A 21235-nucleotide genomic window follows, 5' to 3' on the forward strand; every position below is an offset into this window, starting at 1 on the left:
GACACAGCGCCGCAGGGAAGCACAATGTCTGACGAATTGGATTCTGACATCCAATCTGAATCGATGGACGACATCGAACTGGCATATCGTGAAGCGATGAAGTCGCTGGACGAAGCAGAAATGCAGGTCGGTTCCGCATTGATGGAGCTGGCCGAAAGTTCAGACGACGACGTGGACGGCGACGAAAAAGCGTACACGTCAATCGGCGACGTGCTGGCCGAAGACCTCGCCGCAGAAGCCGGCGCTGATCGCGCTGAGGCGATTTGCACTCAGGATTCGACCCGCGTCTCGCCGCGAGCCGTCATTGAAGGAGCTCTGTTCGTCGGCGGTGAAGTGGCCCTCACGTCGCGCAAACTGGCGGCGTTGATCGGAAACGATGCCGAAGCCAAACTGGCCGTCCGTTTGATCGACCAGTTGAACGAAGACTACGCCAACGAAAACCGCCCGTATGAAATTCGGCTGCACGAAGGCGGATTTCGAATGGAACTGCGCGAAGAATTTGCCAACGTTCAGGCTCGCGTGTTCGGGCTGGGCCCGCGCGAAGTTCGTCTGACGCCGGATACGCTGGAGGTGCTGGCGTTTGTGGCGTACAACCAACCCGTCACGAAAGAAGACCTGACGGAACTGGGTCAGCGAAAGACTCAAACCATTATTCGGCAGCTGGTCCGATTGCGACTGGTTGAGGTTGAAAGATCGGGCAAGAAAAAGTCAGAAGTGGAGTACCGGACGGGCGACCGTTTCCTGAGGTTGTTCGGCCTGGACAGCCTGGACGACCTGCCTCAGGCAGATGTCTTCAGCTTCAAATAGCCGATGCTGAAGCTTACGCGTGCCTCAACGTGCCGCAATGCATGAGAGACGATGCAGCGTTCAGGTTGGATTGGCTCTGCGAATTCGGCGGTGACTCTGCTTCTGAGATAGCAGAATCCGTAGTGGAAAAGTCGCGACGGAACTTCTTGAAGTCGGTGGTGCAACTGACTGTTAGCGTGCGAGCCACCAAAATCGCGGCGGCCATGCAGCAGCTCACGTTTTTCGGAACCAGCCCTTGAACTCTCGATGACGTTCTCTGCTGCGTTTTGCCGCAGCCGCACCAGAGTTCGCTTTCATGATTGGACCATTCCCAGTTGAATATGCAATGGCACGTCACAACTGACCTACGCCCACTGCGACGTGTTTTCACGATTGTGATTTCCTTGAAAGACAGTGACATGGCAAATGAACTGGTGCAGCAAGCTTCAAACGGCATTTGCAAATTCGCTGGTTTGTCGATTTGCGTCCTGCTCTCGCCGCTGCTGTCTTCGAATCAGTCACTGGCCGCCCGGCCCAACATCATCATCATCTACGCCGACGATATGTAGCGCGGTACCGGATATATTCGGGCAAAAGCAATGTTTTTGCTGGCCGATCGCTCCGTCAGTGAATCGGGGAAATCTTCAGGATTGCCCCGAATTGCCCCCGATTTCGCCGCAGTTGGTGCAAATTGCACTAAACGAAGACACTTGTGCAATTCATTGGCAGACGTGGGTTTGGAGGTATTCCCGGTGTAGGGCCGCTACCAATTTATCGGCTCGGATAGTTGCTGAATGGCGAGCGAAGAGCGGGACTTTGACACTATAAATTACAGACATACATCCCAAGCCAAGCAGGCCATTTTTCATAGCATTAACAGGCCTCAGGCTCGCCCGCCGCTTCGACATGCAACATGATGTAGCCGCTGATATCTTGACCTGATCACGACGATAAATTCAGTACCATGACGGTACTGACTATTCGTGTAGTCACGAGTCATAAGTCTTTTTGCTCATCAGCAAATGCGACCGAAAGACCTGCCGGGTCTCACTGTCTCAACCCTAAAGCGATCGGGAGACGTGCTTAACAGCTTGCGAATTCAGCGTTTACGATGAATGGGTTTGGCCCCTTGGTGACTGCACCGTTTACATTGTGTGATAATTTGTAACGCTGTGCAACAAATTCTGTACCGGATTCCGTACCCAATACATCTGGGGCTTACCTGCACCAAGCAGCGTCTCCGCGTCGCGAAGATTCTTCACGATCTGCTCGCCCGACTGGTGTTTTCGTTGTTGCTTGGACATCGAATCTCCTTGCCATAATCGGCGTTGAGACTCTCATTTCTTATGGACCATTTCAACCAAGGCATGCCAGTCTTCAGCGGATGGCAAGACCGCAGCTGACGAGCAGACATGCAAAGATGGCCAGACGGCGGACTAATCCAACTGTCCCTCGCTCGGGATTGGTTTCAGCTTCATGACTCATCGTTCTCTCCCGACTCCAGTTTCCGTAGATGCGGGTGCTTTACCAACTGAGGAGTGACAACCCGATAGGCTTGCCAGTGTCGCAGGAATTCGTCCGTTACTTCTAGTTCCGTCTTCCCCTCACAAAAGCCTCGGTATTCGTTGTGTGGTTCGACGTCCCTGCTTCCCATGAATTCCCTGAAAGTCTGGGGGTGAGCGGGAAACACCTCAGGGAATCCGACGACGAGCATTGACTCAATCTCCCCAATCACTGATTCAACTGCCAGGATCCCCCCAAGAATCGAGTACATCTTTCCCAACTTCGCATGCAATGCAGCATACTTCGACAGGCGAACTTTCCAGGCTTGCAGGTTTGGCGTCTGAAAACGCACTTCAGACGTATACTTGTCAACCGCATCTAAGACTCTGCCCCGTGCCGATGATACCATTGCGGCTCGCTCCCTTCCGGCAGGTGCCCACGTCCCAAAGCCCTTGTAAGCAACTGGGAATTCCCCAATTCGTTGATGCTTCAGCCAGTCGCGGTAACGTAGCTTCTTTGTGTTGGCCCGCTTTGCACCGACTGACAGCAAAAAAGCTTCCCGGAAATCAAGTATCAACTCAGCTGCAAACGGATTGGCGTCTATCTCACTGACCAATGTCTCTTTCGACAGGAGTCCAGCCGCTCTCAGCGCTACGTCGTGGAGACGGTCAACATCTTCCCAGTATTCCGATAAATCACACACCGCTTATAAGCCTTCGAACTGAAGCAGATAGGTCATGTCGGTGGCACTTTCAATATTGTTCATCTCCATGAAAGTGCCGAACCACGTAGCCGCATCGGTTCCAAGTGGGTTCATTTCATCGTAAAGACGGTCACCATTGAGAATGAACGCGTGTTGAGGATAGGCTGGGTGAACGTCTGGGTAATCTGGGATGCGGCCGATCAATCCTCCGAATTCTTCGCTTCCGGTCATCAAAATGCGTTCGCCGCTAAGGTCAGAACCGTTGACCCAACCAATGCAGTCGTTGTGTACGAGTAGCCCGCCATCAGCTACTGAGTACACATGCTCCCCGTCGACTTCGAGGTTGAACACCATTTCTGGTGATCCTCGGTGGGGCGTGATTTTCGTGAGGGTGGCGGTTTCGCCGGTGAGACTTCGGAACTGCTCTCCGACTTCCAGCTTTCCCGCGACGACGAATTCGTGACGAGTTTCGCTCCAGAGAGGATGTGTGTCGGTGACGCCAAGAGGTTCGTCGAGCCCCGTGATGTCCAGGTACAAAATGTTTCCCGCCGGATGAGACATCGTGCCTGTAACGACGTTGCGGCCGGTTCCGTCGTCCACTTCGATTTCAGGACACGGATCAATGCTGACAACCAGTGCCGGACCGTTGAGGCCCATTTCGTGCAGTTCCAGATGAATTGAATGGCCAACTTTGGCAGCGTTGCCTTCAATCCATGACAACCGTCGCAGGAATGCAAGATCGTATTTCACGCCCCCCTTAAACATGCTCAATTGAACGGCTCGCCAAGTGGCCGGATTGATGTCCGATGGCGGCTGAGTCTCCTCACGCAGCGGATTGCGCCCGACCACTCGCTGACCAAGCTGAATGTCTTCGATGTTTCTCGTACGCAATCGAATTGGGTCCGCAGCCGAGGGGACGGCTGGCGAGATCTCAGCGGTCAATTCCGTTTTGACATCGCTTGTCGCTGACGCATGCGGAATCGTGGCCCGCATTGCGAAAACGCAGCCGACGATAAGACAGCCAAGAATGACAACCTGACGAAGGCGCGTGACTTTGTTCCGCTCAGAATCAGGTTCGTGTTTCATCGTTAACTCCCGCCCAAAACGGATGCGTGGCACGTAATCCCCGTAATCGTACCGATTAGTCGACGTCCAACGCATTCAGCAGATCGTGCAACATTTCGCCGTCATCTGGATTCAATGTTGTTTCACTGCCATTCGCTGAAATTGCCATGAGGCGAAATTCGCTCTTCTCAGGTCCGGATTCAACAACGCGGACTCCGTCAATGACACAGAAGAGTCCGAATGCTGCCGAGTGAGCGGTCATTTGTACGACTTTGGCTACGTGGCGCTGATCGGAATTCGAAAGTCCATTGAACCACTTAGAAATTTCCTGCAATGCTATTGTGGACGAACGCGAATGCGAAGTCTTAAGATTCTTCAACACGCCATCTGCAGCCGCATCAATAACACGAAGCTTCACAGCCTGAATGAATTCATGTGCATTCATCTGAAATGATCCTCGACAAAACCAGCTAACGATGGGTGTGTGTTTATCCCCTTGTTGCTTCCCAACCTGCCGGGATCCAATGCCACAATCACGAAGAATCTGGGAGACGTGCTAAACCGCTTGCGAACTCAACGCTAATCAGATGTCAATCTCCGCAACCTTTTGGCAGCACCGCTATTTGCTCGGCGAAGACTCGCTCAGCTACTGCCTGGTAATCTTGGTTGAGTTTGAATGGACAACTGCTCGAAACAACCGATCCGGTCGCAATTGAGACGCCCAGTGCCGAGCAAAAGTCAATAGACTCGCCTTTCGCGAATACCGATGTCGGCACATGCTCACTGACGATGACGACGGCGCGGATGGTCTTTGAAGAGCGAGCATCGTAGTGTGCTGAGAAGTAGAGCACGCAGGAAAACATTCCGTCGTTGGTGCGAATAAGAGGGTGAAATCCGGATCGCGGCCAGAAATTACCGAAGCCCATTCCAGTCAGGTTGACGTCTGCAAGAAACACCTGTGCATTAGAAGGCATGAACTACTGTTTCCTTCGTGCTGTTGAACAAGTCGAGTAGGTTGCTTGGAACAATTACGGTGCCATTATCTATGGCCCAAGTATCAATTGTATTACTATGGCCGAGCAGGTCGTAAACGTCACCGGGAACTGAGGTCTTTACGACCGCCGCTGCGTCAATCAGGGCAGGTTGATCAGCAACTCGCAATGCATCACCTAAGTCTGTGACAAACAACTTATCCTCCATTGCACCGGGGAATGGATTGAAATTGCCGGTTCGCATTATGTCATCGAATTCATCCGGAGATACAGCCCGAAAGAGATCAACGCAATCATTGTGCACGAGCAATCCGTTACTTGCCACGGAGTACACATGCTCGCCATCCACTTCGAGGTTGAACACCATTTCTGGTGGGCCTCGGTGTGGGGTGATTTTTGTGAGGGTGGAGGTTTCGCCGGTGAGGGTTTTGAATTGCTCTCCGACTTCCAGTTTTCCGGCGACGACGAACTCGTGACGAGTTTCGCTCCAGATGGGATGTGTGTCGGTGACTCCCAGCGTTTCGTTGAGACCGGTGATGTTCAGATACAGAATGTTGGGACCGGGATGAGCCATCGTGCCCGTGACGACGTTACGGCTCGTGCCGTCGTCCGGTTCGATTTGCGGGCACGGATCAATGGCGACAACTTTAGCTGGGCCATTGAGGCCCATTTCGTGCATTTCCAGATGAATCGAATGGCCAACTTTGGCACTGTTTGATTCAAGCCAGGACAACGGTCGCAGGAATGCAAGATCGTATTTCACGCCCCCCTTAAACATGCTCAATTGAACGGCTCGCCAAGTGGCCGGATTGATGTCCGATGGCGGCTGAGTCTCCTCACGCAGCGGATTGCGCCCGACCACTCGCTGACCAAGCTGAATGTCCTCGATACTGACTGTTGTCAGGGGCGGGGCAACCGACGCAAGCTGCCTTGTCTCCTGCGAACGATGCAGCCCCGTGGTTGCAGATACCTCGGTTGTCATCGCCTTTAACGAAAACGTGATGCCAATGGCTAAGCACGCTACGATGGCAATGCGTCGTAGCCATTCAGTGTTCTTGTGAGGCTTTTGAAAAACTCCTGGCATTGTCTTGCTCCTGTACTTTGCTTCGGTACGGAATCTTAAATTGTACACAATTCTGGTTTTATTCGAGGTGGCCGCGGTGGATGTGCGTCTCACCGCAATTGCTTCAGGTCAGGACACTTCAGGACTCAACTCCGCCCGTTTGATGCTGCCTGCTTCCGCCTCTAAATCGCTTCGTTTACGTCGAACGGTCAGCCCGGATGCCACGGTGAATGCCCCAATCGCAATAATGAACTCCCAATTGCGATCAGTGCTTTGACCTGTAGCTGCTGGTTTTCCGGTCCCAGGAGACAAAACAACCACCTGAGTCCCGGCGACAAAGCAGTTCGGCTTCGGCACTTTCATGTTGGGCATTTGTGCGATGCCGATGACGCCAGAAATCAGTTGCAAGGTGTTGGAGGGGGTCATCTCTCCAGTCATTAAGATATCGTGAGCTCCCTGTGCTCCGCTGGAAAGGTTTCCTGCGGTATCATAAATCAGAAGTGAGTTGGCGATTTGTGATGACTGGCACCCAAGTCGTCCAGCCTGCGCCGCTTCGGCCAACCCAAGCGTTGCCGCAGCAATGGCGGCTTCGGCTCCGATCCTTGCGATGAGCAAGGAGCTTTCATAACCAAGGTCTGAAGTGGGATCCACTTCGATCACATCGTCAGGATCCCAAAATCCAAGCGAGACTAACCCCGCGAGTCCATCTGCACCTGAATTGACAATCGCTTTGAATCCGGTCCCCAGTCCATTCAAGAAACCTATTTCTGGTTCTCCGGTGGTCAACGCCTGAAATGTCGCCATCCACTGAAATGTTTGAGTGTCGTCAATTTCGTTAAGTAGATAATCGGGCCAGCGACGTGAGTTGTCATTTCGCTGCCAACCCGTGGGATCCGTGTAGTTCATCGGAGCATTACCCACGTAGCGGCTCAGGTTGGCGTCGGCTCCGCCAAATCCCATTGGATCTTCGCTGATGAAGCGACCGAGAGCCGGGTCGTACCATCTGGCTCTGTAGTAATAGAGTTCGGCGTCGGCATCCCATTCACGTCCGGTGAAGGCATGGCGAGGGCTGTATGTGGAATTCGTTTGTGAAACAATCGCACCAAACGAACCGTACGTCAGATGATTGACCACGCTGGTCGTGTCCGTTCCGCTGTCGTAATCGGCCACATCGCGGATCGTCCCCTGTTGATCCGCCAGGAACCACACCACGTTTCCTGAGCTGTCTTCAGACGCCAGTGGGAAATCAACGGCTGGCCCGTAGAGCAGCCGCTCTTCCAGGTCTCCGTTTTCGTCGAACACAAGGACAATATCGGACATGCCGATCCCGTCGTACGCGTATCGTTCGCCCGAATCCACGGTGCCATTACCATTGGAATCGACGTCCTTGGCGATACGCCGATCAAATGCATCATAGACGTAGGAGACCTCTTTCGTTTTGGTGCCTCCGGATGTCTTAAACGTGACGGTTGTCAATCGATTCGCATGATCCCATTCATATTCGACGTAGTCGCCGCCGGAAATGGCCGTCTTCTTTGTCCGATTCCCCTCGTCGTCGTACTCATAATTGTAAGTACCGTCAGATGTGACCTGATTGTTGGTACCCGTGGTGTATCCTGCGTTTGTACGGTTTCCATTGTCGTCGTACGAATACGACTCGTCGGACTGGTAGTCGGAATCCACGTCTGTCACCTGTCCAACATCGTCGTAGCTGAAATCATCTGTTCCGTCGACAGTCGTGACGCTGGTTAACTGGCCATTGCTGTCGTACACCCATTCGTAGTCGGACAGAGCTGTGGCCCCATGCTGATGATCGAGCCCGGTCAATCGGTTTGCCGAGTCGTATGAATAGTCAGAGGTCGCTACATCCAGTGTCCCGGCCACATTCGCATACCGTACGATTTCGGTGAACTGGCTCAGGCTGTTGTAGGCAAAGTCGACGCGTTTTTCGGCCACGCTGTTTCCGCCGGACTGCTCGTCCTGGCTCACCTGTGTCAGTCTCCCAAGGTCGTCGTAGACGTAGGTGTTGATGAAGTCATCCGTACTGTCAACTTCAGTAGTGAGCGATGTCCTTCGATTGCCGACATCGTATGCCATCTCCAACACCACGGCCGGAGCGTCGGGCGTCGCGCTATTGTCGATTTCTATCAGCCGCCCAAGGTCGTCGTAAGTAAAATCGTACTCGGAATTGTCGTCCGCAACGTTGGTTGGCTGAGACGCAGCATCGTATACGTAGTCAATCGTATGAATTACAGTTAAAGCACTGATCCATTCTTCCTGGGTCAGGCGGTTCAGATTGTCGTAGCTGAATTGGCGTTCTCTGCCATTTCGATCTTCCATCACCGTAACATTGCCCGCTGCGTCGTACTCACGTGTGCGAGTCTTACTCAATTCGTTGGTCTCGGCGATCATGCGGTCAAGGTCGTCATACGTCCACGTTGTTTCATTGCCTTCCGGGTCCGTTAGACTCACCAGATTACCAACACCGTCATAGGCAAATTCTGTCTCGCCGAGATTTGCGTCGGTCGTCCCGATGAGACGGTAGAGATTGTCGTAATTTCTGGAACTGGTTTTATCCAGCCCATCAACGCGAGTCAGCACGTTTCCGACAGCATCGTATGTGAACTCGTATTCGGTCGATATTTGAGAACCACCGCCGTCCGGATCAGGGTTGGTCGTCTTGATAATCCGCCCGAGTCCATCAATATCGTATGTGGTTTCTGCCCCTGAAGGGTTGATCCTGGCGACAAGCTGACCGGCGGCATCGTATTCCCATTGCGTCACCGGTGCCGACAACGGACCAGCACCGTCAGGATCGGGATCGGTTTGTTCGATGCGTCGATTGAGATTGTCATAGTCAAAAGACACCTCGTTTCCCAAAGCATCCGTGATCATCGTCGCCAGGCCCGCCGCATTCCATTCATAGGCATAGACTGGAGCAGCCAACGCCCCACCACCATCGGGATCAGGCAGCGTCATTGCGGTTAAACGACCAGCATCATCGTACGCAAGCGTAGTGGACCTGCCGAGAGGATCGGTGATCAGCGTCCGTTGCCCGGCGGCGTCATAGGCCCATTCCGTCACGGGCGACGTGAGTGAACCCACTCCATCAGGGTCTGGGTCCGTTCGCTTGATCGGTCGTGACAAATCGTCGTAATCGAAGGACGTTACGTTTCCCAATGGGTCCGTTGTAGTCAGAACATTGCCAAGAATGTCATACGTCGCCAGATACTCTGGAGCCGTCAGTGAACCAACACCGTCCGGATCTGGCTGTGTCGTCTTTGTCAGTCGGCCAAGGTTGTCGTGGTCGTAGACAGTTTCCCGGTTGAGCGGATCAATGAACTTGGTGAGTTGGCCAGCATCATCGTACTCCCATTCAGTTACAGGCGACGACTGTGAGCCACCACCATCAGGATCGGGCTCAGTGAGTTGTACGATCCTCGAATTGATGTCATAGACATTGCTACTCACATTGCTGAGGGGGTCGGTTGTGCTTACCCGGCGATCAAGGTCATCGTAGGCATAGGTGTAGACCGGCGAAGTCTGACTGCCAACCCCGTCGGGATCGGGCAACGTCACTGTCGTCAGATTGCCGTTGTCGTCGTAGGCGTAAGTGGTTTCGAAATCGAGGGGATCAATGGACTTGGAAAGTTGGCCCGCGTCATCATATTCCCACTCAGTGACTGGCGATGACAGGGGGCCGGCACCATCAGGGTCAGCGTCGGTTTGTTTGACCTTTCGGTTGCGACTGTCGTATTCGAAATTGGTTTGATTCGAGAGTGGATCGGTAATTCGTGTTAGTCGGCCGAGCGAGTCATAGAGGTAGCTGACAACAGCAGCGGATTGTGAACCCACCCCGTCAGGGTCTGGTGATGTTACCGAAACTGTTCGGCCGAGGGCGTCGTAGGCGTAGGTGGTATCGTTGCCGAGGGCGTCTGTTTCTGTCGTGAGTCGCCCGCCCGCGTCGTACGCCCATTCCAGAACCGGTGAGGTTAATGCTCCGACGCCATCGGGATCAGGAAGCGTCAGTTCAATCAGTCGGTGACGGTCGTCGTAGTCATAGCTCGTCACGTTTCCGGCGGCATCCGTGACCGTCAGTCGGTTACCATAGGCATCATACGTGAAGGTCGTGACCGGAGCCGCCAGTCCGCCAACACCATCCGGATCCGGCAGCGTACTCGTCAGTAGCCGATCGATTTCGTCAAACGTGTAGGACGTGACGCGATCCAGCTCGTCGGAAACGGACGTGATGCGATCTTTGCTGTCCCACGTGTAATCGACTTCGGTGGAATCCGGATTGGTCACCTTCGTCAGCCTGCCATCAACATCGTACGTGTAATCGATCTCCGGCGCGACCAGCGAACCGGCCCCGTCGGGATCGGGGAACGTGATATTGGTGACCAGACCTTCGGTGTTGTACGTGTACTCCGTGTCGTTGTCGAGCGGGTCCGTGATCGTATCGACGTTGCCGTAGGCGTCGTATGTATAGGTCGTTTCCTGATCCAGTTCATCGGTGAAACTGGTCATGAAGTTGTTGCTGTTGTACTCCATCGTGTTGAGTGTGTCGTCAGGAAACTCGATCTCCGTAAGATTGCCGTCCGAGTCATAGGTATATTCAGTCACAGGGCGTGGTGGAGCACCGGCCGGATCAGGATCGGTTTGTTTGGTCGGCTGACCGTTGGCATTGCGTTCGATATCGGTGCGATTGCCAAGAGCATCTTTGAACCCCGTCATGTAGCCGAAGCGATCGACGTGATACGTGGAATCGTTTCCCATCTGATCCGTCATCATGCCGCTGCCCGACGGTGGCATGGTGGCTCCATACGGATAATACAGGTCAGCCGGATCGGACGGCGTTCCGTCACCACTGGCCAGGTCGACCAGTCCCCGACCAAGATAACCAACGATGCTGACATCGCTGGTGTCTTCATAAGTGGCTTCGTCGAAGCGCCCAGCAAAGTCGTAATCGATTTCGGTGTCATTCGACAAAGCGTCAATGACGAGATCCAACTGGCTGGTGGTGCCGCTATAGCCGTATGCGGTGGCCGGTGCCACGATTGGTCCGGCACCATCGGGATCGGGGCGTGTGATTGATGTCAGTCGCCCGTAAGCATCATGTCCAATCGTGGTCACGCGGGACGCGAAATCGGTGATACTGGATAGCAGGCCGCTGGTGTAGGCAAAGGTTGTCTCGCGGCCATAGTGATCGGTGATGGTCTCAATTTCATCAACCACAGTATCGCTGTCCGCGTCGATGTATTCATAGGTGGTCGAGTTGCCGTTGCGGTCCTCACGTTCCGTCAGCAATCCGTCTTCGTCAAATTCCGCCTTGTTGCCGTATTTGTCTGTCAATGTGTACGTATCATCCATGTTCTCAACCAGCGTTGAGAAGGCCAGCGGTCCGGGCGGGCTGACGAACGTGCCACTGTCGTCTTCGAACCACGATGCCACATTATCGCCATCAACCAGCAGCACGCCTGCTGAATCGATGAACAACTGATCAAGATCAGCAATCGACCAGTTATCGCCGAACTCGCTGACGTTACGATTTACGACATGCGTGCTGCCGGTGAACGTTCGACTGGAGGTCAGTCCGCCACTGGTAAAATTGACGGTGGCTGCCAGTTCGTAGTCATAACGCCCGGTGGCCAGTGAGCTTCCGTCGACCTGCTGCGTCAGTCGAATCACATCGCCGTTAAACAGACTGCTGGAGGCGTTGTAATGCACACTTGTGCCGACGATAGTGTCCAGCGTTAATTGTGCATCCACGGACGCCGGATAGTTGAATGAGTTGGCGTCCTGAACATACTCCGATTCAACACCAATGATCGGATTGGGATCTGTCGTGGAGTCATACACAAGCTCGACGCCGGTCGTGATCCGATTACGGATCTGTACACCGCCCGTATGCCGCGACACGTGGAAACTGTCGAGATTGCTGGCCGGTGCGGACGACCGATCGTCGAGATTCGTCGCGGGCGTGAGCGCCGTGGCAACAGTCAACGAAACTGTGGTGGTGCCACTGTAGCCGGTGCCGTCGTAAGCCTGATACGTGAAGGAATCCGAACCCTCAAAGCCGGAATCCGGTGTGTACACAAAGTGCCCGTTGGAACTGAGTGTGATTGAACCATCGGAAGGACTGCCAACGAGCACGGCAGTCAGCGGGTCGAACTCCATGTCGAAGTCGTTGGCCAACACGCTTGCCTGGCTTTGGGCTGACGTGTCAAGCGAGTCATAAGCCACGTTGTACGCATCACTGGTGCCCCACGGAGCCATGCCTGACAACAGGGCTCGCGATTCCAAAGGTTCGCTGAAGTGCGTCCATGCCAAATGGCGGCGACGATTCTGCGGACGCATTAAAATCTGTCGAGGATCAAACCGAAGCCACAAACGCTGCAGCCTGTCAATGGCGAAGTGATATCGCCCCGAGGAACCTTGCACGTCTGGTATTCGAGCTGTGTTATGGTGCGTCCGAGCGTGATGAAATGGCATCTTCGTCCTCCGGGATCTTCTGTGGAATTACTCAGTGGCTGCGACTTCTCCGATGAAAATTGGTGATTCTGGGTGGACCCGTTTATGACAATGCACACTCGAACTATTTCGCCCAACACGCATTCTGTGACGTCATGGGGAGTACAGGCCAGCCCCCCCCAACCCACGGGGCATCGTTCGAACCACGACTGGTACAATCCATCGAAAACTTGACCTATTTCCGAGAATGCAGCTGAAACAGCAAAAAACACGAAACAGTCAGGCTGAAAGTGTCATCGGTGCCATAATCCCCGATTACGGTCAAAGGTGTTGGCTGAATTGCCGATCCGCCTTTGCTATAAGGAGTTAGGGTAAACTTCGGGAATTCCTTCATGGACAATAGAGCATTATTAGACACTTGGTCTTGCGGGTATACCCGTTCGGGTTGCCTGATCCTGTGTGTAGTTGTCTGAATATGCATTATTCCATTGGCTTGGAACGAACCGTTTGGAAATTGGTAAAGCTAAATTCAGGCGTGTCCGTTGAGGTCAAGCCATTGTTCTAGTGCCTGCTCCATGATGTCCTGGACGGTATAGGGCTCGACGCCCGCCAGTTGGCGTTGGAGCGAGACTCGTTTAATTGCGGAGGCGACTTCCGGGCGGCAGCGGGTGGTGACCGGGATACGACCGGTCATTTGTGGCAGAACAGGGGCCGCAGCAACGATAGGCGTTGCGGCCGTCCTGGGAACAGACGCGGCAGCGAAGGAGGGACCGGACGGTTTCTTTTCGCCGTAGATGAATTCTTCCTCTTTCTCTGTGAGTTTCGAAGACTCCTTCACGCCTTCGACCAGTGAACGGCGTTCCGTCATGCGGCCTCCTTCTTCTTACGCTTTGGTTTGCGTGGTTTCGCTTTCGTGGTCTTTGCTTCGGGCACGATCTCAGTAAAGAGGCGACGGACTTCTTTCGTTGCTTCTCGGGCACGCGCGCCGAGTTGCCAGACGACGGCTCCCTGACCGGGAGCGTCGGCATAGATTTGCCGCAGCACCATGGGCGTGTCAGCCAGTGGCATATTCAACGCCTTTGCTGCCTCGACCATGTCCTGTGTGAGTCGGTATTTGCGGCCGACCATGCTCAATACGATCACGGCCGTTGGTCTCCCCGGATTCACGGTATGTGCTTGATGCAGCACTTTCGTGGCTTTCGCGAGGGCCCGGGCTTCGAGCATGGATGCCTTGCAGGGGAATATGGCCAGATCTGCGAAGAGCAGCAGTGTTCGGCTCGTTTCGGTGTTGCTGCCCGGACCATCGGCGATGACGTAGTCCACGTCGTTCGCGAGTTGCGGAAGTTCGTCGATGATTTCGTCCGGGCTTTCAAGGCGAACGGCTTCGACATCGGGACAGGCTTCGTTGATCCACTCGGACGAGCTGTGTTGCGTGTCGCAATCGGCGAGGATGACTCGGTGGCCCTGCTCATGGAGCCAGACGGCCAGATGCACAGCCAGCGTGGATTTGCCGACTCCGCCTTTGCTGTTGGTGACTGCGATGACTGTCATGTCATCAGCGTTAGCGCACTTCAAACGGTCTGGCAAGTAAAATGTGCAGCATGAAAACGTGTTGGGAGACACGATGGCTTTGTTGCCCGCCAACCATCCCGAAAGCAACGAAGTTGAATGGCAGGATTTGCAACAATCAAGTCACCAGAAAAGACTGTTGGATTACAGTCATGTAAGCATGTTTGCATGCTGGCAAGCAAGCATGTCAGCAATTCAACTGACACGCCTGCAATCCAGAAAGCCATCCGGCCAACAAGTCATGCTGAAGACTGTTTGACCGTAAAACAGGCACGTTAGCAACGCTAAGGGAAGACGTCTGTAAAATTCAATGACATTCCTTTGACACGTTTAGTCATTCAACTGACTTGCGAACTTCCTTCGGCAACGCTGACAGCGGGGTTCACTTTGTGACAGTTTCCGCCACGAACTTTGGGGCAGGTCGGGATACTCCACGTACGATTCCAGTCGAGCATTAAGCTCTGTTCCTGGGGCAAAAGCTGTCGGGAGGTGAGTCTAACAGGATGTGAAGGAAGTCGCTGCGTTTGGATGTTCAAGCGTGAGCAAACACGGTGGCGGCTGCCTGCCGTCGGCTTTCTTTTTCTGTGCAGAAAAGTAGGGATGCTGCGTCGTACTTGCTTTTTGGTGCAGGAGCGAAAACCAACAGCGGCTGGCGACACACCGCACACGGCATAATTTGATCCGTGGTGCTTTGAGGCAGGCATAGCTGCTATCGGATTTCTATAGGCAGCATTCCGCCATGGGATAGCGTTGCAGGATCTGTTTGTCGACCAGCAGCCGCAACTGCATCGTGCGGAAGGTGGGGAGGCTGAGGGCCTGCTGCTGCTCCGGATCGGCGGCTTTCATGGCCGCCTGTTCGAGCTTGTGGAGGTCGGCCACGCTGAGCTTCTCCCGAATCGCCTCGATGTGTGCTCGTTCTGCCATTACCGCCTGTTGTTCGGAGTTTTCGATCTGTTTTGCCTTCAGTTCGACCACCTTCCGTTGCTGCAAGCGTTGCTCGGCTGCGGCCCGTTCGGCCGGAGTTTTGTATTCGGCCGGTGGCTGGAAGTCGCCGCGAATGGACTCCACCAGATAACCGGCGGGGTTCTTGAGGCTTTCGCGATCATTCTCCATGATCCAGTCGAACACGGCGATCTGGCGTGAGACAGCCTCGTCGTCGAAGGCGGCGGCCAGTTCTTCGGCCAGTTGCCGGCTCACGCCGCGTTGCATGAGATCCGCATCCAGCGGCCGGGTGTGTGGTTGAGCGTCAACGGCTTTGCCGGAGGCTCGCGTGAAGTTCACCCGCCACTGCTTGCCGCGTTTGACGTAGCGTTCTTCGCGTGTGCGGGGCACGAGATAGCCTTCCTGCTCCAGCTCTTCGATGGCAGGTCGCAACTTCTCCTTGATCTTGCCGCTGTTGTAGGTGCGGGCGAGTCCGATATGTTCGAACGCGAATTCCTGCAGGTCGAACTCCCAGTGCATGCGGCCGCTGCCGAACCGTTTGTCCAGAAACCGAAACAGGCGTTTGGCGGTTGCGGTCTCCAGTTGCAGATAGAATCCAAAATCGAGTTTTTTGAAGTGCTTGCGCTGCATCGATTCAAAGAAGATTCGATTCCATGTGAAGCTGGACAGCGGCAGGTTGATCTGGTTGGAGTCCTTGTCGATTGTGCGTTGAGTTTCTCCCTCACACAACGTGACATTGTCGATCAGGCTGAAGATCTCGGACACCCAGCTGTCGGAGCGCCGCCACGCATGCCGATAGTCCAGCGTGACGCTTTTCCAGCGAGCCAGCGATTCGCGAATGCGGTTGTAGGATTTGGCTCCCTGATTCCAGCCCAGCAACTTGATGAGCTCGTAGCGGGTGAAGTAGACGGTCGGTTCGCGAAACTGATGCTGCTGCTCGGTCAGGTGGATGAGTCCGAGCAGCACTTCTTCGTCTTTGGCGGTGGGCAGGCCGTAATGCGTGGGAGCCGTGACCAACAGCGATCGTTGAACTGCCTTCTGCCGGGATTCATCCCAGACTTTGTCAGTGAAAGTCAGCTTGTTACAGCCGTCCGGAGCTCGACTGGAGAGCAGAGCCAGCGGGAACTCGCAGAGGTTCAACTCATCACGAGCGTTGCCGGGATCGGGTTTGAAGCGAAGGATCTGAGCGGTGGGTTTTTCTCGAGCCATGACTCGACAGTGCCAGTGTCGTTCGATCAAGGCAAGCGAAAAATTACCGTGACCTGGGGGATAAAATCCTGCCCCTTCCGACAAGCTGTTTCAAAAAGAAACACCACCACCGTCGTCGCGCGCACGCGTTTGTTGATGTTTATTTCTTGTTTATATTATTTCTATGTTTACGTCCGGAATCCGCTTTGTAAGTCAGTGGCTTGCGGATCGAAATGTCCCTCAGATCACGTGCATCTGTCCCCCGAGTCACGGTATTTCATCCCTCAATTCACGGTATCGTGTCCCTCAGATCACGGTAATTCATCCCTCAGTTCACGTGAACTGGTCCCCCGAATCACGGTACCGCATCCTCAAAACAAATCGGCCTGTCTCGCCCTTCGAGTCACGGTGTGATGTCCCTCAGATCACGTGATGGCCTCCAAAGCACGGTATCGGAAGACCGGTTCAGATTTGGCGGCAGATCTCAGGCGAGTCGATTCCGGCGGGAAGCATTCGCCTCCGCGAGCGACGTTTCGAAGTGAGAATAGGCTCGCCACTTGGTGCGATCCGAATCGGGCAGACCGTTCGAGCCAGCGTATTCTTCGATGAAGGCCATGAAGGCACAGGAATGGAAAAGGTCGTCCAGGATTGCCTCAGAGTCAGACATGCGGCATCCTCCTCACACCGTTTTTTCGGACGGTGCCCCGAACAATCGCTCTGCGGTGTACTCGAGCGTGTCCCAGCCGACATCCGGGGATGTTGTGTTGTAGTGAAGAGCTTCATGGACGACGCAGCTGGCCTGTTCAACAGTCAGGTCCGGTCGGACTTCCAGCACGTCGCGGTAAGACCAGACGATTGCGGTTTGGCCGAAAGCCGCCATCAACGGGAGCAGATAAGCATCCTGATGCAGCTCACCGTGAGAATCGTTGATCGCCACGATATGAATCGGAGCATCGTGTTCGGACAGGGACGTGCGGAATCCAAGCCTGAGTTGTTCGGTGATTCCCCGACGAAACTCCTCTTCCGAAACATCTTCGGCAACGTTGAGGGTAATGGTGGTCGTGAGTTGGACGTGTCGTGGCATATCAATCTCCTTTCGATGGTGGTTAATAGGGTTATCTTGTTCGGTCGTCATTGGCCAGGAAGAAATGCCAACGACGACCGATGACCGGCTGCGGCTTTAGCTTGCCATTCTGAGAGCCACAGATGTGGTGATGTCACGGGCACGGAGACGGACCGGCAACGCTGGGTTTACACCAACAGCCCGGCCTGCAGCAGCACGGTGGCGGTCATAGGCAACCGGAACGCCACCTTCCGCTGCATCGCGCCGGTGATGATCCGTTACTTTCGCGGCGGCATGAAGGCGACAGCGGTCAGCGGGATGTCGAACTGTTGATGACCTTCCTTTGAGTCACAGGAGAACCAGCCATTGACAACTCTGGTATAGATCTTCGTTTCCGCCCCGTCCCGCTTGACCATTCGGAGCCGGACATAATCGCATCGCCATTTGTCATCGCCCGCGAGGGCCGCCATGCGGATGCTCTTGATGTTGCGGGCCGGACAGTCAAACTCGAATTCGAACTGATCAATGGCCCCGACGCGGCGGATGCCCCTTCCCCGAAGTACCCGTTGATCGTCAGCGTTGCCGTTGAGCATCACGACCATCTTCAGGTCGCGGGTGTTCGCCCATCGCCGGTTGGACGTCTTGGTTTCGAAGTACAGGGTGAACTCGGTGATTTCCTTGAGCTTCTTTTCGATTTTCAACTCGTCAGGGTTAGCTTCAAACTCATAGGTCTCGTAGCCCGGCCGTTGCAGAACCACCTCATCGCCGGGCGACAGACTCAGCGTGGTCGGTGTTTTGCGTTTGGCCTTCTTCCCGTCGACGAAAATGGTGGCAGCTTTGGGTGTCGTGACGATCCGAACGCGAATGTCACGGGCCTCGGCCACACTCCATGTGGAGAGAAGTATCGTCGAGGCGAGCAGCATTTGCGGCATCGGCCTTCGATTCGCTGCAGGAAAACACTGCCGCACCGACGCGGCAGAGCTTGATGGCACCACGCTCGCCAGGGCGGACAGATACTGCACCATCAACACGATGCCGCCCAGACCCGGCAGGACCAGGCTGGAACGATTCATTGCCGCCACAATCGTGATCACCACCAACACACCGCAGGCGATGATCGCCGAGTGACGAGCACCCAGCAACGCACCGGTTGATCCGCAGCGAAGCAATCTCCGAATGCCGAGCAGTGCAGCGATACACAGCAGGGCCATTGATGCGGCGGGCCAGGATCCCGCCGCGACGGATGTACCGGCCAGAAGTATCGCGGCGGCAAGTTGTGTGGCAAGGCTGGTCTTCAGCCGGACAGGTATCGCCCGCTTTCGGCCACGTGGAAACGATGATTGAACGGTGGGAAGTCCGCCTGCGGCGGACGAGGCGAATGGGTGAGAATGGAAAGCTGCCATGGATCGAGTGCCCCGTGCCAAACGTGGAAAACCCGCCGGGGAGAACGCTTCTCCCCATTGGCGGGCTGACCAACACACCCCAAAGGATGCATCGACAGCGCGCACCGATTCCGCAGAATGAAACATGCTGGGGAAACACTCGCACAGATAACGTTCCGAGGAACGCCTATTTGCGAGCAATGAGCCCGAAGCCTAAACTTCGACATAGCTGATCGTCCTTTCTAGCGAAGGGCGTGAGGTCAGGGTCGGCAGGGTGTTAGCGCACCCTGTCGGCCTGTCTTAATTATGCGAACGGTGCTGCGGGATTACAAGACGGATCGGGTGGTTGTACGGAAGTTGTTGGCGCAGAGGTGGCCCCCCTTCAACACCCCTGTCGGCGATCGTAAATATCCAGTGCTTCTGGCGGAGCGTTTTTCCCATCCGGGGTGTCTGGGCGGTCATTCGCTGTTTCGACGTGACCAACTCGAATGATGAATGTTCCCACGTTGAAAAAGTTCCTGATGAATGAGAAGATCCGGGTTGTGTGCGGCGAATGCGACAAGAAGCTGGCTTGCCCGGCATCTGCGGCGGGGCGGAAAGTGAAATGCCCCTCCTGCGGTACCACGATCCGCGTTCCCGGTGCAGATCGTGGCGGAGAAACCTCTGGCACGCCGACACGCAAGAAGCGGCGTGCTCCTGAAACCGGTGCGGGCAGGCGGAGACGCCCATCTGCAGCAGGCAACGACAATCCTTATCAAAGTCCCGCACCGGGGTCGGCAGACGACATGCCGCCTAGATCGAAGAAGGGTGCGAAAAGGAGCAAGAAGAAGCCGGCGTCTGGCGACCTGCACTGGTCGCGAAAAATGATTGTCGGCGCCGGCATCATGGGGGCTTCGCTCGCTTCGAACGCCGTTCAACTGGCTATTCAGGGACCGCCCAACATGCGGACCGCGGAAGGTAAGGGGCAGGCTTTGGGACAGGCGTTTGTGACAATCGGTGGACTCATTTTCGGATTGGTCATCGTGGTACGCAGCTTCCGGGCGAACCGAGGGAAGAACTGAACCCGACGGATGTGATCACCGTTGATCGAGCCAGCGGCAATGACTGCCATCACGCAGGAAAGAGTCGTCGCAATCCGACCGCCGTTACGCAATAGAAAATGGTTGCGGCTGTCTGCCTGTTGTGCCATGGTTGACGCAACGGAGGGTAACATTATGGAGTTTGTTTCAACGACGGAGTTTCAGGGGCAACTCAGCCATTACCTCGCATCCTCACGCGAAGCACCGATTGTTGTGCAGAAATCCGGCTACCCTGTGGCTGTCGTATTGTCGCCCGTGGAGTATCAGCATCTGCAGGAACTCGAAGATCTGTACTGGCTGGCTCGTGCCGAAGCGGCGGAGTCCACTAGCCCATAGGTTGGACACAAGAGACCGGTGTAGTTCCTCGCCTCGCGATGGAGTGAGCGGCGGTGAAGCAGCCGGCACCGCGTCGCAACGTCGGCCGCGCTGTGTTGTCCGGAACAACACCGGTCCACATCAAGCGTCGGGTGACTCGCCATACAGGCGTTCAGCAGCGTTTTCGATCACGTGCCAGTTGATGCCAATACCGGCATCGTGGTGTCGCTTAATATCCTGCAGCACGGTCCAGGCCTGATCGTCTGTCAGGTCAGATCGAACCTCGTGGACGTCATCAATGTGCCACGTGATTTGTATTTCGTCGTCGATCACAGGATGGCAGGTCACGATCCTCAGGTTGTCAGGATCGTCAACGAGCCAGTCGCTGAAGGCAGCCTGCAGACGGCTGTGAAGTTCATCCTGGAATTCGATGAGTTTTGCAGCAGCTTCTGGCTGCAGTTTCAGATGGATTCGAAGGTCGGTGTGTTGGTTCATGGTGAGGTTCCTTTCATCGTGGGGGTGTGAAGCGGGTGAGCCGAAATCGTTTTCGAATCCCGGCTCACCCGGTTGTTGTTAGCTGTCGGTCTGTTCCTTCGGCGGCTGGCACACAATGCGACCGTCGAGCGGGATGCTTTCCAGTTGAATGGTGAAGCCACCATTCTTATTGGTCCACGCGGCACCGATGCGGTTCCAGAATCCCTTGCCGTCTTCGGTCTCACGAACCTGATAGGCATAGTGCGAAGGTTTCTTGCCGGCGGTTGTGTTGTTTTCGTTGGTCATAATCAACTCCTTGGTTGGTTTGGTTGTCTTACTGAGCCGCAACCCCGCGACTCATGGCGAGCGTACAAAGTCGCCTTAGACGGAGCTGCCACAGGCAGCGTGCGAGTCAAGCGGAAAGTAGGGGGCGACCTTCAGGGGGAGCCGACTTTCTGCTGGACTCGACCGTCGGCGGCTTTAGCTCCGACATCGATGAGTCGCCGGGGGTGTCGCTAAGAACAACCCAATCTCAACAGGATCGTTGCTGACGAACGACAGCGAACACGTCCGATCAGAAACGGCTTGCGCTGTCGCCCGATTTGTGGCATAGTGATAGATGAAGACCACAGCCAACCAG

General features: G+C 55.0%; 19 protein-coding genes. 4 read left to right on the plus strand and 15 right to left on the minus strand.

From position 1 onward, the window contains the following. Positions 1 to 24 precede the first annotated feature (24 nt). A complete protein-coding gene (scpB, locus tag Fuma_RS20675) occupies positions 25 to 807 on the plus strand; it encodes an SMC-Scp complex subunit ScpB (RefSeq protein ID WP_077025789.1) in 783 nt (260 codons plus the stop codon). A gap of 13 nt (positions 808 to 820) precedes the next feature. Here scpB and Fuma_RS35365 read toward each other — a convergent pair whose 3' ends face one another. Continuing rightward, positions 821 to 1012, minus strand: coding sequence for a hypothetical protein (locus Fuma_RS35365; RefSeq protein WP_158521077.1), 192 nt, complete (start codon positions 1010 to 1012; stop codon positions 821 to 823). A gap of 193 nt (positions 1013 to 1205) precedes the next feature. Between Fuma_RS35365 and Fuma_RS35370 the strand changes: the two genes are divergently transcribed. After that, positions 1206 to 1355, plus strand: coding sequence for a hypothetical protein (locus tag Fuma_RS35370; protein WP_158521078.1), 150 nt, complete (start codon positions 1206 to 1208; stop codon positions 1353 to 1355). A 576-nt stretch (positions 1356 to 1931) separates the two neighbouring features. On the opposite strand, the gene Fuma_RS35375 is transcribed toward Fuma_RS35370, so the two are convergent. From Fuma_RS35375 to Fuma_RS20750, 12 genes are all read right to left on the minus strand, one after another. Beyond that, positions 1932 to 2090, minus strand: coding sequence for a hypothetical protein (locus Fuma_RS35375; RefSeq protein WP_158521079.1), 159 nt, complete (start codon positions 2088 to 2090; stop codon positions 1932 to 1934). Positions 2091 to 2995: 905 nt separating this feature from the next. Further along, positions 2996 to 4078, minus strand: a complete 1083-nt coding sequence (locus tag Fuma_RS20695; protein WP_077025793.1) for a polymorphic toxin-type HINT domain-containing protein — start codon at positions 4076 to 4078, stop codon at positions 2996 to 2998. A gap of 55 nt (positions 4079 to 4133) precedes the next feature. Beyond that, positions 4134 to 4502 (minus strand): hypothetical protein, encoded by a 369-nt coding sequence (locus Fuma_RS20700; protein WP_077025794.1) that lies wholly within the window; start codon positions 4500 to 4502, stop codon positions 4134 to 4136. Between the two features lie 145 nt (positions 4503 to 4647). Beyond that, positions 4648 to 5031 carry a hypothetical protein gene (locus Fuma_RS20705; RefSeq protein ID WP_077025795.1) on the minus strand — a complete coding sequence of 128 codons (384 nt, stop codon included), beginning with the start codon at positions 5029 to 5031 and terminating at the stop codon, positions 4648 to 4650. Continuing rightward, positions 5021 to 6133: a polymorphic toxin-type HINT domain-containing protein gene (locus tag Fuma_RS20710; protein ID WP_077025796.1), complete on the minus strand. Its 1113-nt coding sequence runs from the start codon at positions 6131 to 6133 to the stop codon at positions 5021 to 5023. Before Fuma_RS20710 ends, Fuma_RS20705 begins: the two co-directional genes overlap by 11 nt. Before the next feature lie 108 nt (positions 6134 to 6241). After that, positions 6242 to 12604 carry an RHS repeat-associated core domain-containing protein gene (locus Fuma_RS20715; protein ID WP_083732199.1) on the minus strand — a complete coding sequence of 2121 codons (6363 nt, stop codon included), beginning with the start codon at positions 12602 to 12604 and terminating at the stop codon, positions 6242 to 6244. 508 nt (positions 12605 to 13112) lie between these two features. Continuing rightward, on the minus strand, positions 13113 to 13451 hold the full coding sequence (locus tag Fuma_RS20720; RefSeq protein WP_077025798.1) for a hypothetical protein: 339 nt from the start codon (positions 13449 to 13451) through the stop codon (positions 13113 to 13115). Then, entirely contained in the window at positions 13448 to 14134 is a 687-nt protein-coding gene (locus tag Fuma_RS20725; protein WP_077028456.1) for a ParA family protein, read from the minus strand. Before Fuma_RS20725 ends, Fuma_RS20720 begins: the two co-directional genes overlap by 4 nt. Positions 14135 to 14872: 738 nt before the next feature. Next, positions 14873 to 16303: a replication initiator protein A gene (locus Fuma_RS20735; RefSeq protein ID WP_145944276.1), complete on the minus strand. Its 1431-nt coding sequence runs from the start codon at positions 16301 to 16303 to the stop codon at positions 14873 to 14875. A gap of 463 nt (positions 16304 to 16766) precedes the next feature. After that, positions 16767 to 16949: a hypothetical protein gene (locus Fuma_RS20740; protein ID WP_077025801.1), complete on the minus strand. Its 183-nt coding sequence runs from the start codon at positions 16947 to 16949 to the stop codon at positions 16767 to 16769. Between the two features lie 12 nt (positions 16950 to 16961). Then, positions 16962 to 17366, minus strand: coding sequence for a hypothetical protein (locus Fuma_RS34290; protein ID WP_145944277.1), 405 nt, complete (start codon positions 17364 to 17366; stop codon positions 16962 to 16964). A 257-nt stretch (positions 17367 to 17623) separates the two neighbouring features. Beyond that, positions 17624 to 18874, minus strand: a complete 1251-nt coding sequence (locus Fuma_RS20750) for a PEGA domain-containing protein (protein WP_083732201.1) — start codon at positions 18872 to 18874, stop codon at positions 17624 to 17626. 374 nt (positions 18875 to 19248) lie between these two features. On the opposite strand from Fuma_RS20750, the gene Fuma_RS20755 reads away from it, so the two are divergent. Both Fuma_RS20755 and Fuma_RS35380 read left to right on the plus strand, forming a co-directional pair. Next, the gene (locus Fuma_RS20755; RefSeq protein WP_145944278.1) at positions 19249 to 19788 is read left to right on the plus strand and encodes a zinc ribbon domain-containing protein; all 540 of its coding nucleotides are present in this window, start codon (positions 19249 to 19251) and stop codon (positions 19786 to 19788) included. 153 nt (positions 19789 to 19941) lie between these two features. Continuing rightward, positions 19942 to 20142 carry a type II toxin-antitoxin system Phd/YefM family antitoxin gene (locus Fuma_RS35380; protein WP_158521080.1) on the plus strand — a complete coding sequence of 67 codons (201 nt, stop codon included), beginning with the start codon at positions 19942 to 19944 and terminating at the stop codon, positions 20140 to 20142. Positions 20143 to 20262: 120 nt separating this feature from the next. Here Fuma_RS35380 and Fuma_RS35975 read toward each other — a convergent pair whose 3' ends face one another. Next, positions 20263 to 20616, minus strand: a complete 354-nt coding sequence (locus tag Fuma_RS35975; RefSeq protein WP_218922224.1) for a hypothetical protein — start codon at positions 20614 to 20616, stop codon at positions 20263 to 20265. Between the two features lie 78 nt (positions 20617 to 20694). Further along, entirely contained in the window at positions 20695 to 20901 is a 207-nt protein-coding gene (locus tag Fuma_RS20770; RefSeq protein WP_077025805.1) for a hypothetical protein, read from the minus strand. Between the last annotated feature and the right edge of the window lie 334 nt (positions 20902 to 21235).

The organism is Fuerstiella marisgermanici, assembly GCF_001983935.1.
Lineage (GTDB): Bacteria > Planctomycetota > Planctomycetia > Planctomycetales > Planctomycetaceae > Fuerstiella > Fuerstiella marisgermanici.

Bases quoted from the DNA above. Each gene is read 5' to 3' on its own strand.
- scpB (WP_077025789.1), top strand. From the start codon at position 25: ATGTCTGACGAATTGGATTCTGACATCCAATCTGAATCGATGGACGAC.
- Fuma_RS35365 (WP_158521077.1), bottom strand. From the start codon at position 1,012: ATGGCCGCCGCGATTTTGGTGGCTCGCACGCTAACAGTCAGTTGCACC.
- Fuma_RS35370 (WP_158521078.1), top strand. From the start codon at position 1,206: ATGGCAAATGAACTGGTGCAGCAAGCTTCAAACGGCATTTGCAAATTC.
- Fuma_RS35375 (WP_158521079.1), bottom strand. From the start codon at position 2,090: ATGTCCAAGCAACAACGAAAACACCAGTCGGGCGAGCAGATCGTGAAG.
- Fuma_RS20695 (WP_077025793.1), bottom strand. From the start codon at position 4,078: ATGAAACACGAACCTGATTCTGAGCGGAACAAAGTCACGCGCCTTCGT.
- Fuma_RS20700 (WP_077025794.1), bottom strand. From the start codon at position 4,502: ATGAATGCACATGAATTCATTCAGGCTGTGAAGCTTCGTGTTATTGAT.
- Fuma_RS20705 (WP_077025795.1), bottom strand. From the start codon at position 5,031: ATGCCTTCTAATGCACAGGTGTTTCTTGCAGACGTCAACCTGACTGGA.
- Fuma_RS20710 (WP_077025796.1), bottom strand. From the start codon at position 6,133: ATGCCAGGAGTTTTTCAAAAGCCTCACAAGAACACTGAATGGCTACGA.
- Fuma_RS20715 (WP_083732199.1), bottom strand. From the start codon at position 12,604: ATGCCATTTCATCACGCTCGGACGCACCATAACACAGCTCGAATACCA.
- Fuma_RS20720 (WP_077025798.1), bottom strand. From the start codon at position 13,451: ATGACGGAACGCCGTTCACTGGTCGAAGGCGTGAAGGAGTCTTCGAAA.
- Fuma_RS20725 (WP_077028456.1), bottom strand. From the start codon at position 14,134: ATGACAGTCATCGCAGTCACCAACAGCAAAGGCGGAGTCGGCAAATCC.
- Fuma_RS20735 (WP_145944276.1), bottom strand. From the start codon at position 16,303: ATGGCTCGAGAAAAACCCACCGCTCAGATCCTTCGCTTCAAACCCGAT.
- Fuma_RS20740 (WP_077025801.1), bottom strand. From the start codon at position 16,949: ATGTCTGACTCTGAGGCAATCCTGGACGACCTTTTCCATTCCTGTGCC.
- Fuma_RS34290 (WP_145944277.1), bottom strand. From the start codon at position 17,366: ATGCCACGACACGTCCAACTCACGACCACCATTACCCTCAACGTTGCC.
- Fuma_RS20750 (WP_083732201.1), bottom strand. From the start codon at position 18,874: ATGTTTCATTCTGCGGAATCGGTGCGCGCTGTCGATGCATCCTTTGGG.
- Fuma_RS20755 (WP_145944278.1), top strand. From the start codon at position 19,249: ATGAATGAGAAGATCCGGGTTGTGTGCGGCGAATGCGACAAGAAGCTG.
- Fuma_RS35380 (WP_158521080.1), top strand. From the start codon at position 19,942: ATGGAGTTTGTTTCAACGACGGAGTTTCAGGGGCAACTCAGCCATTAC.
- Fuma_RS35975 (WP_218922224.1), bottom strand. From the start codon at position 20,616: ATGAACCAACACACCGACCTTCGAATCCATCTGAAACTGCAGCCAGAA.
- Fuma_RS20770 (WP_077025805.1), bottom strand. From the start codon at position 20,901: ATGACCAACGAAAACAACACAACCGCCGGCAAGAAACCTTCGCACTAT.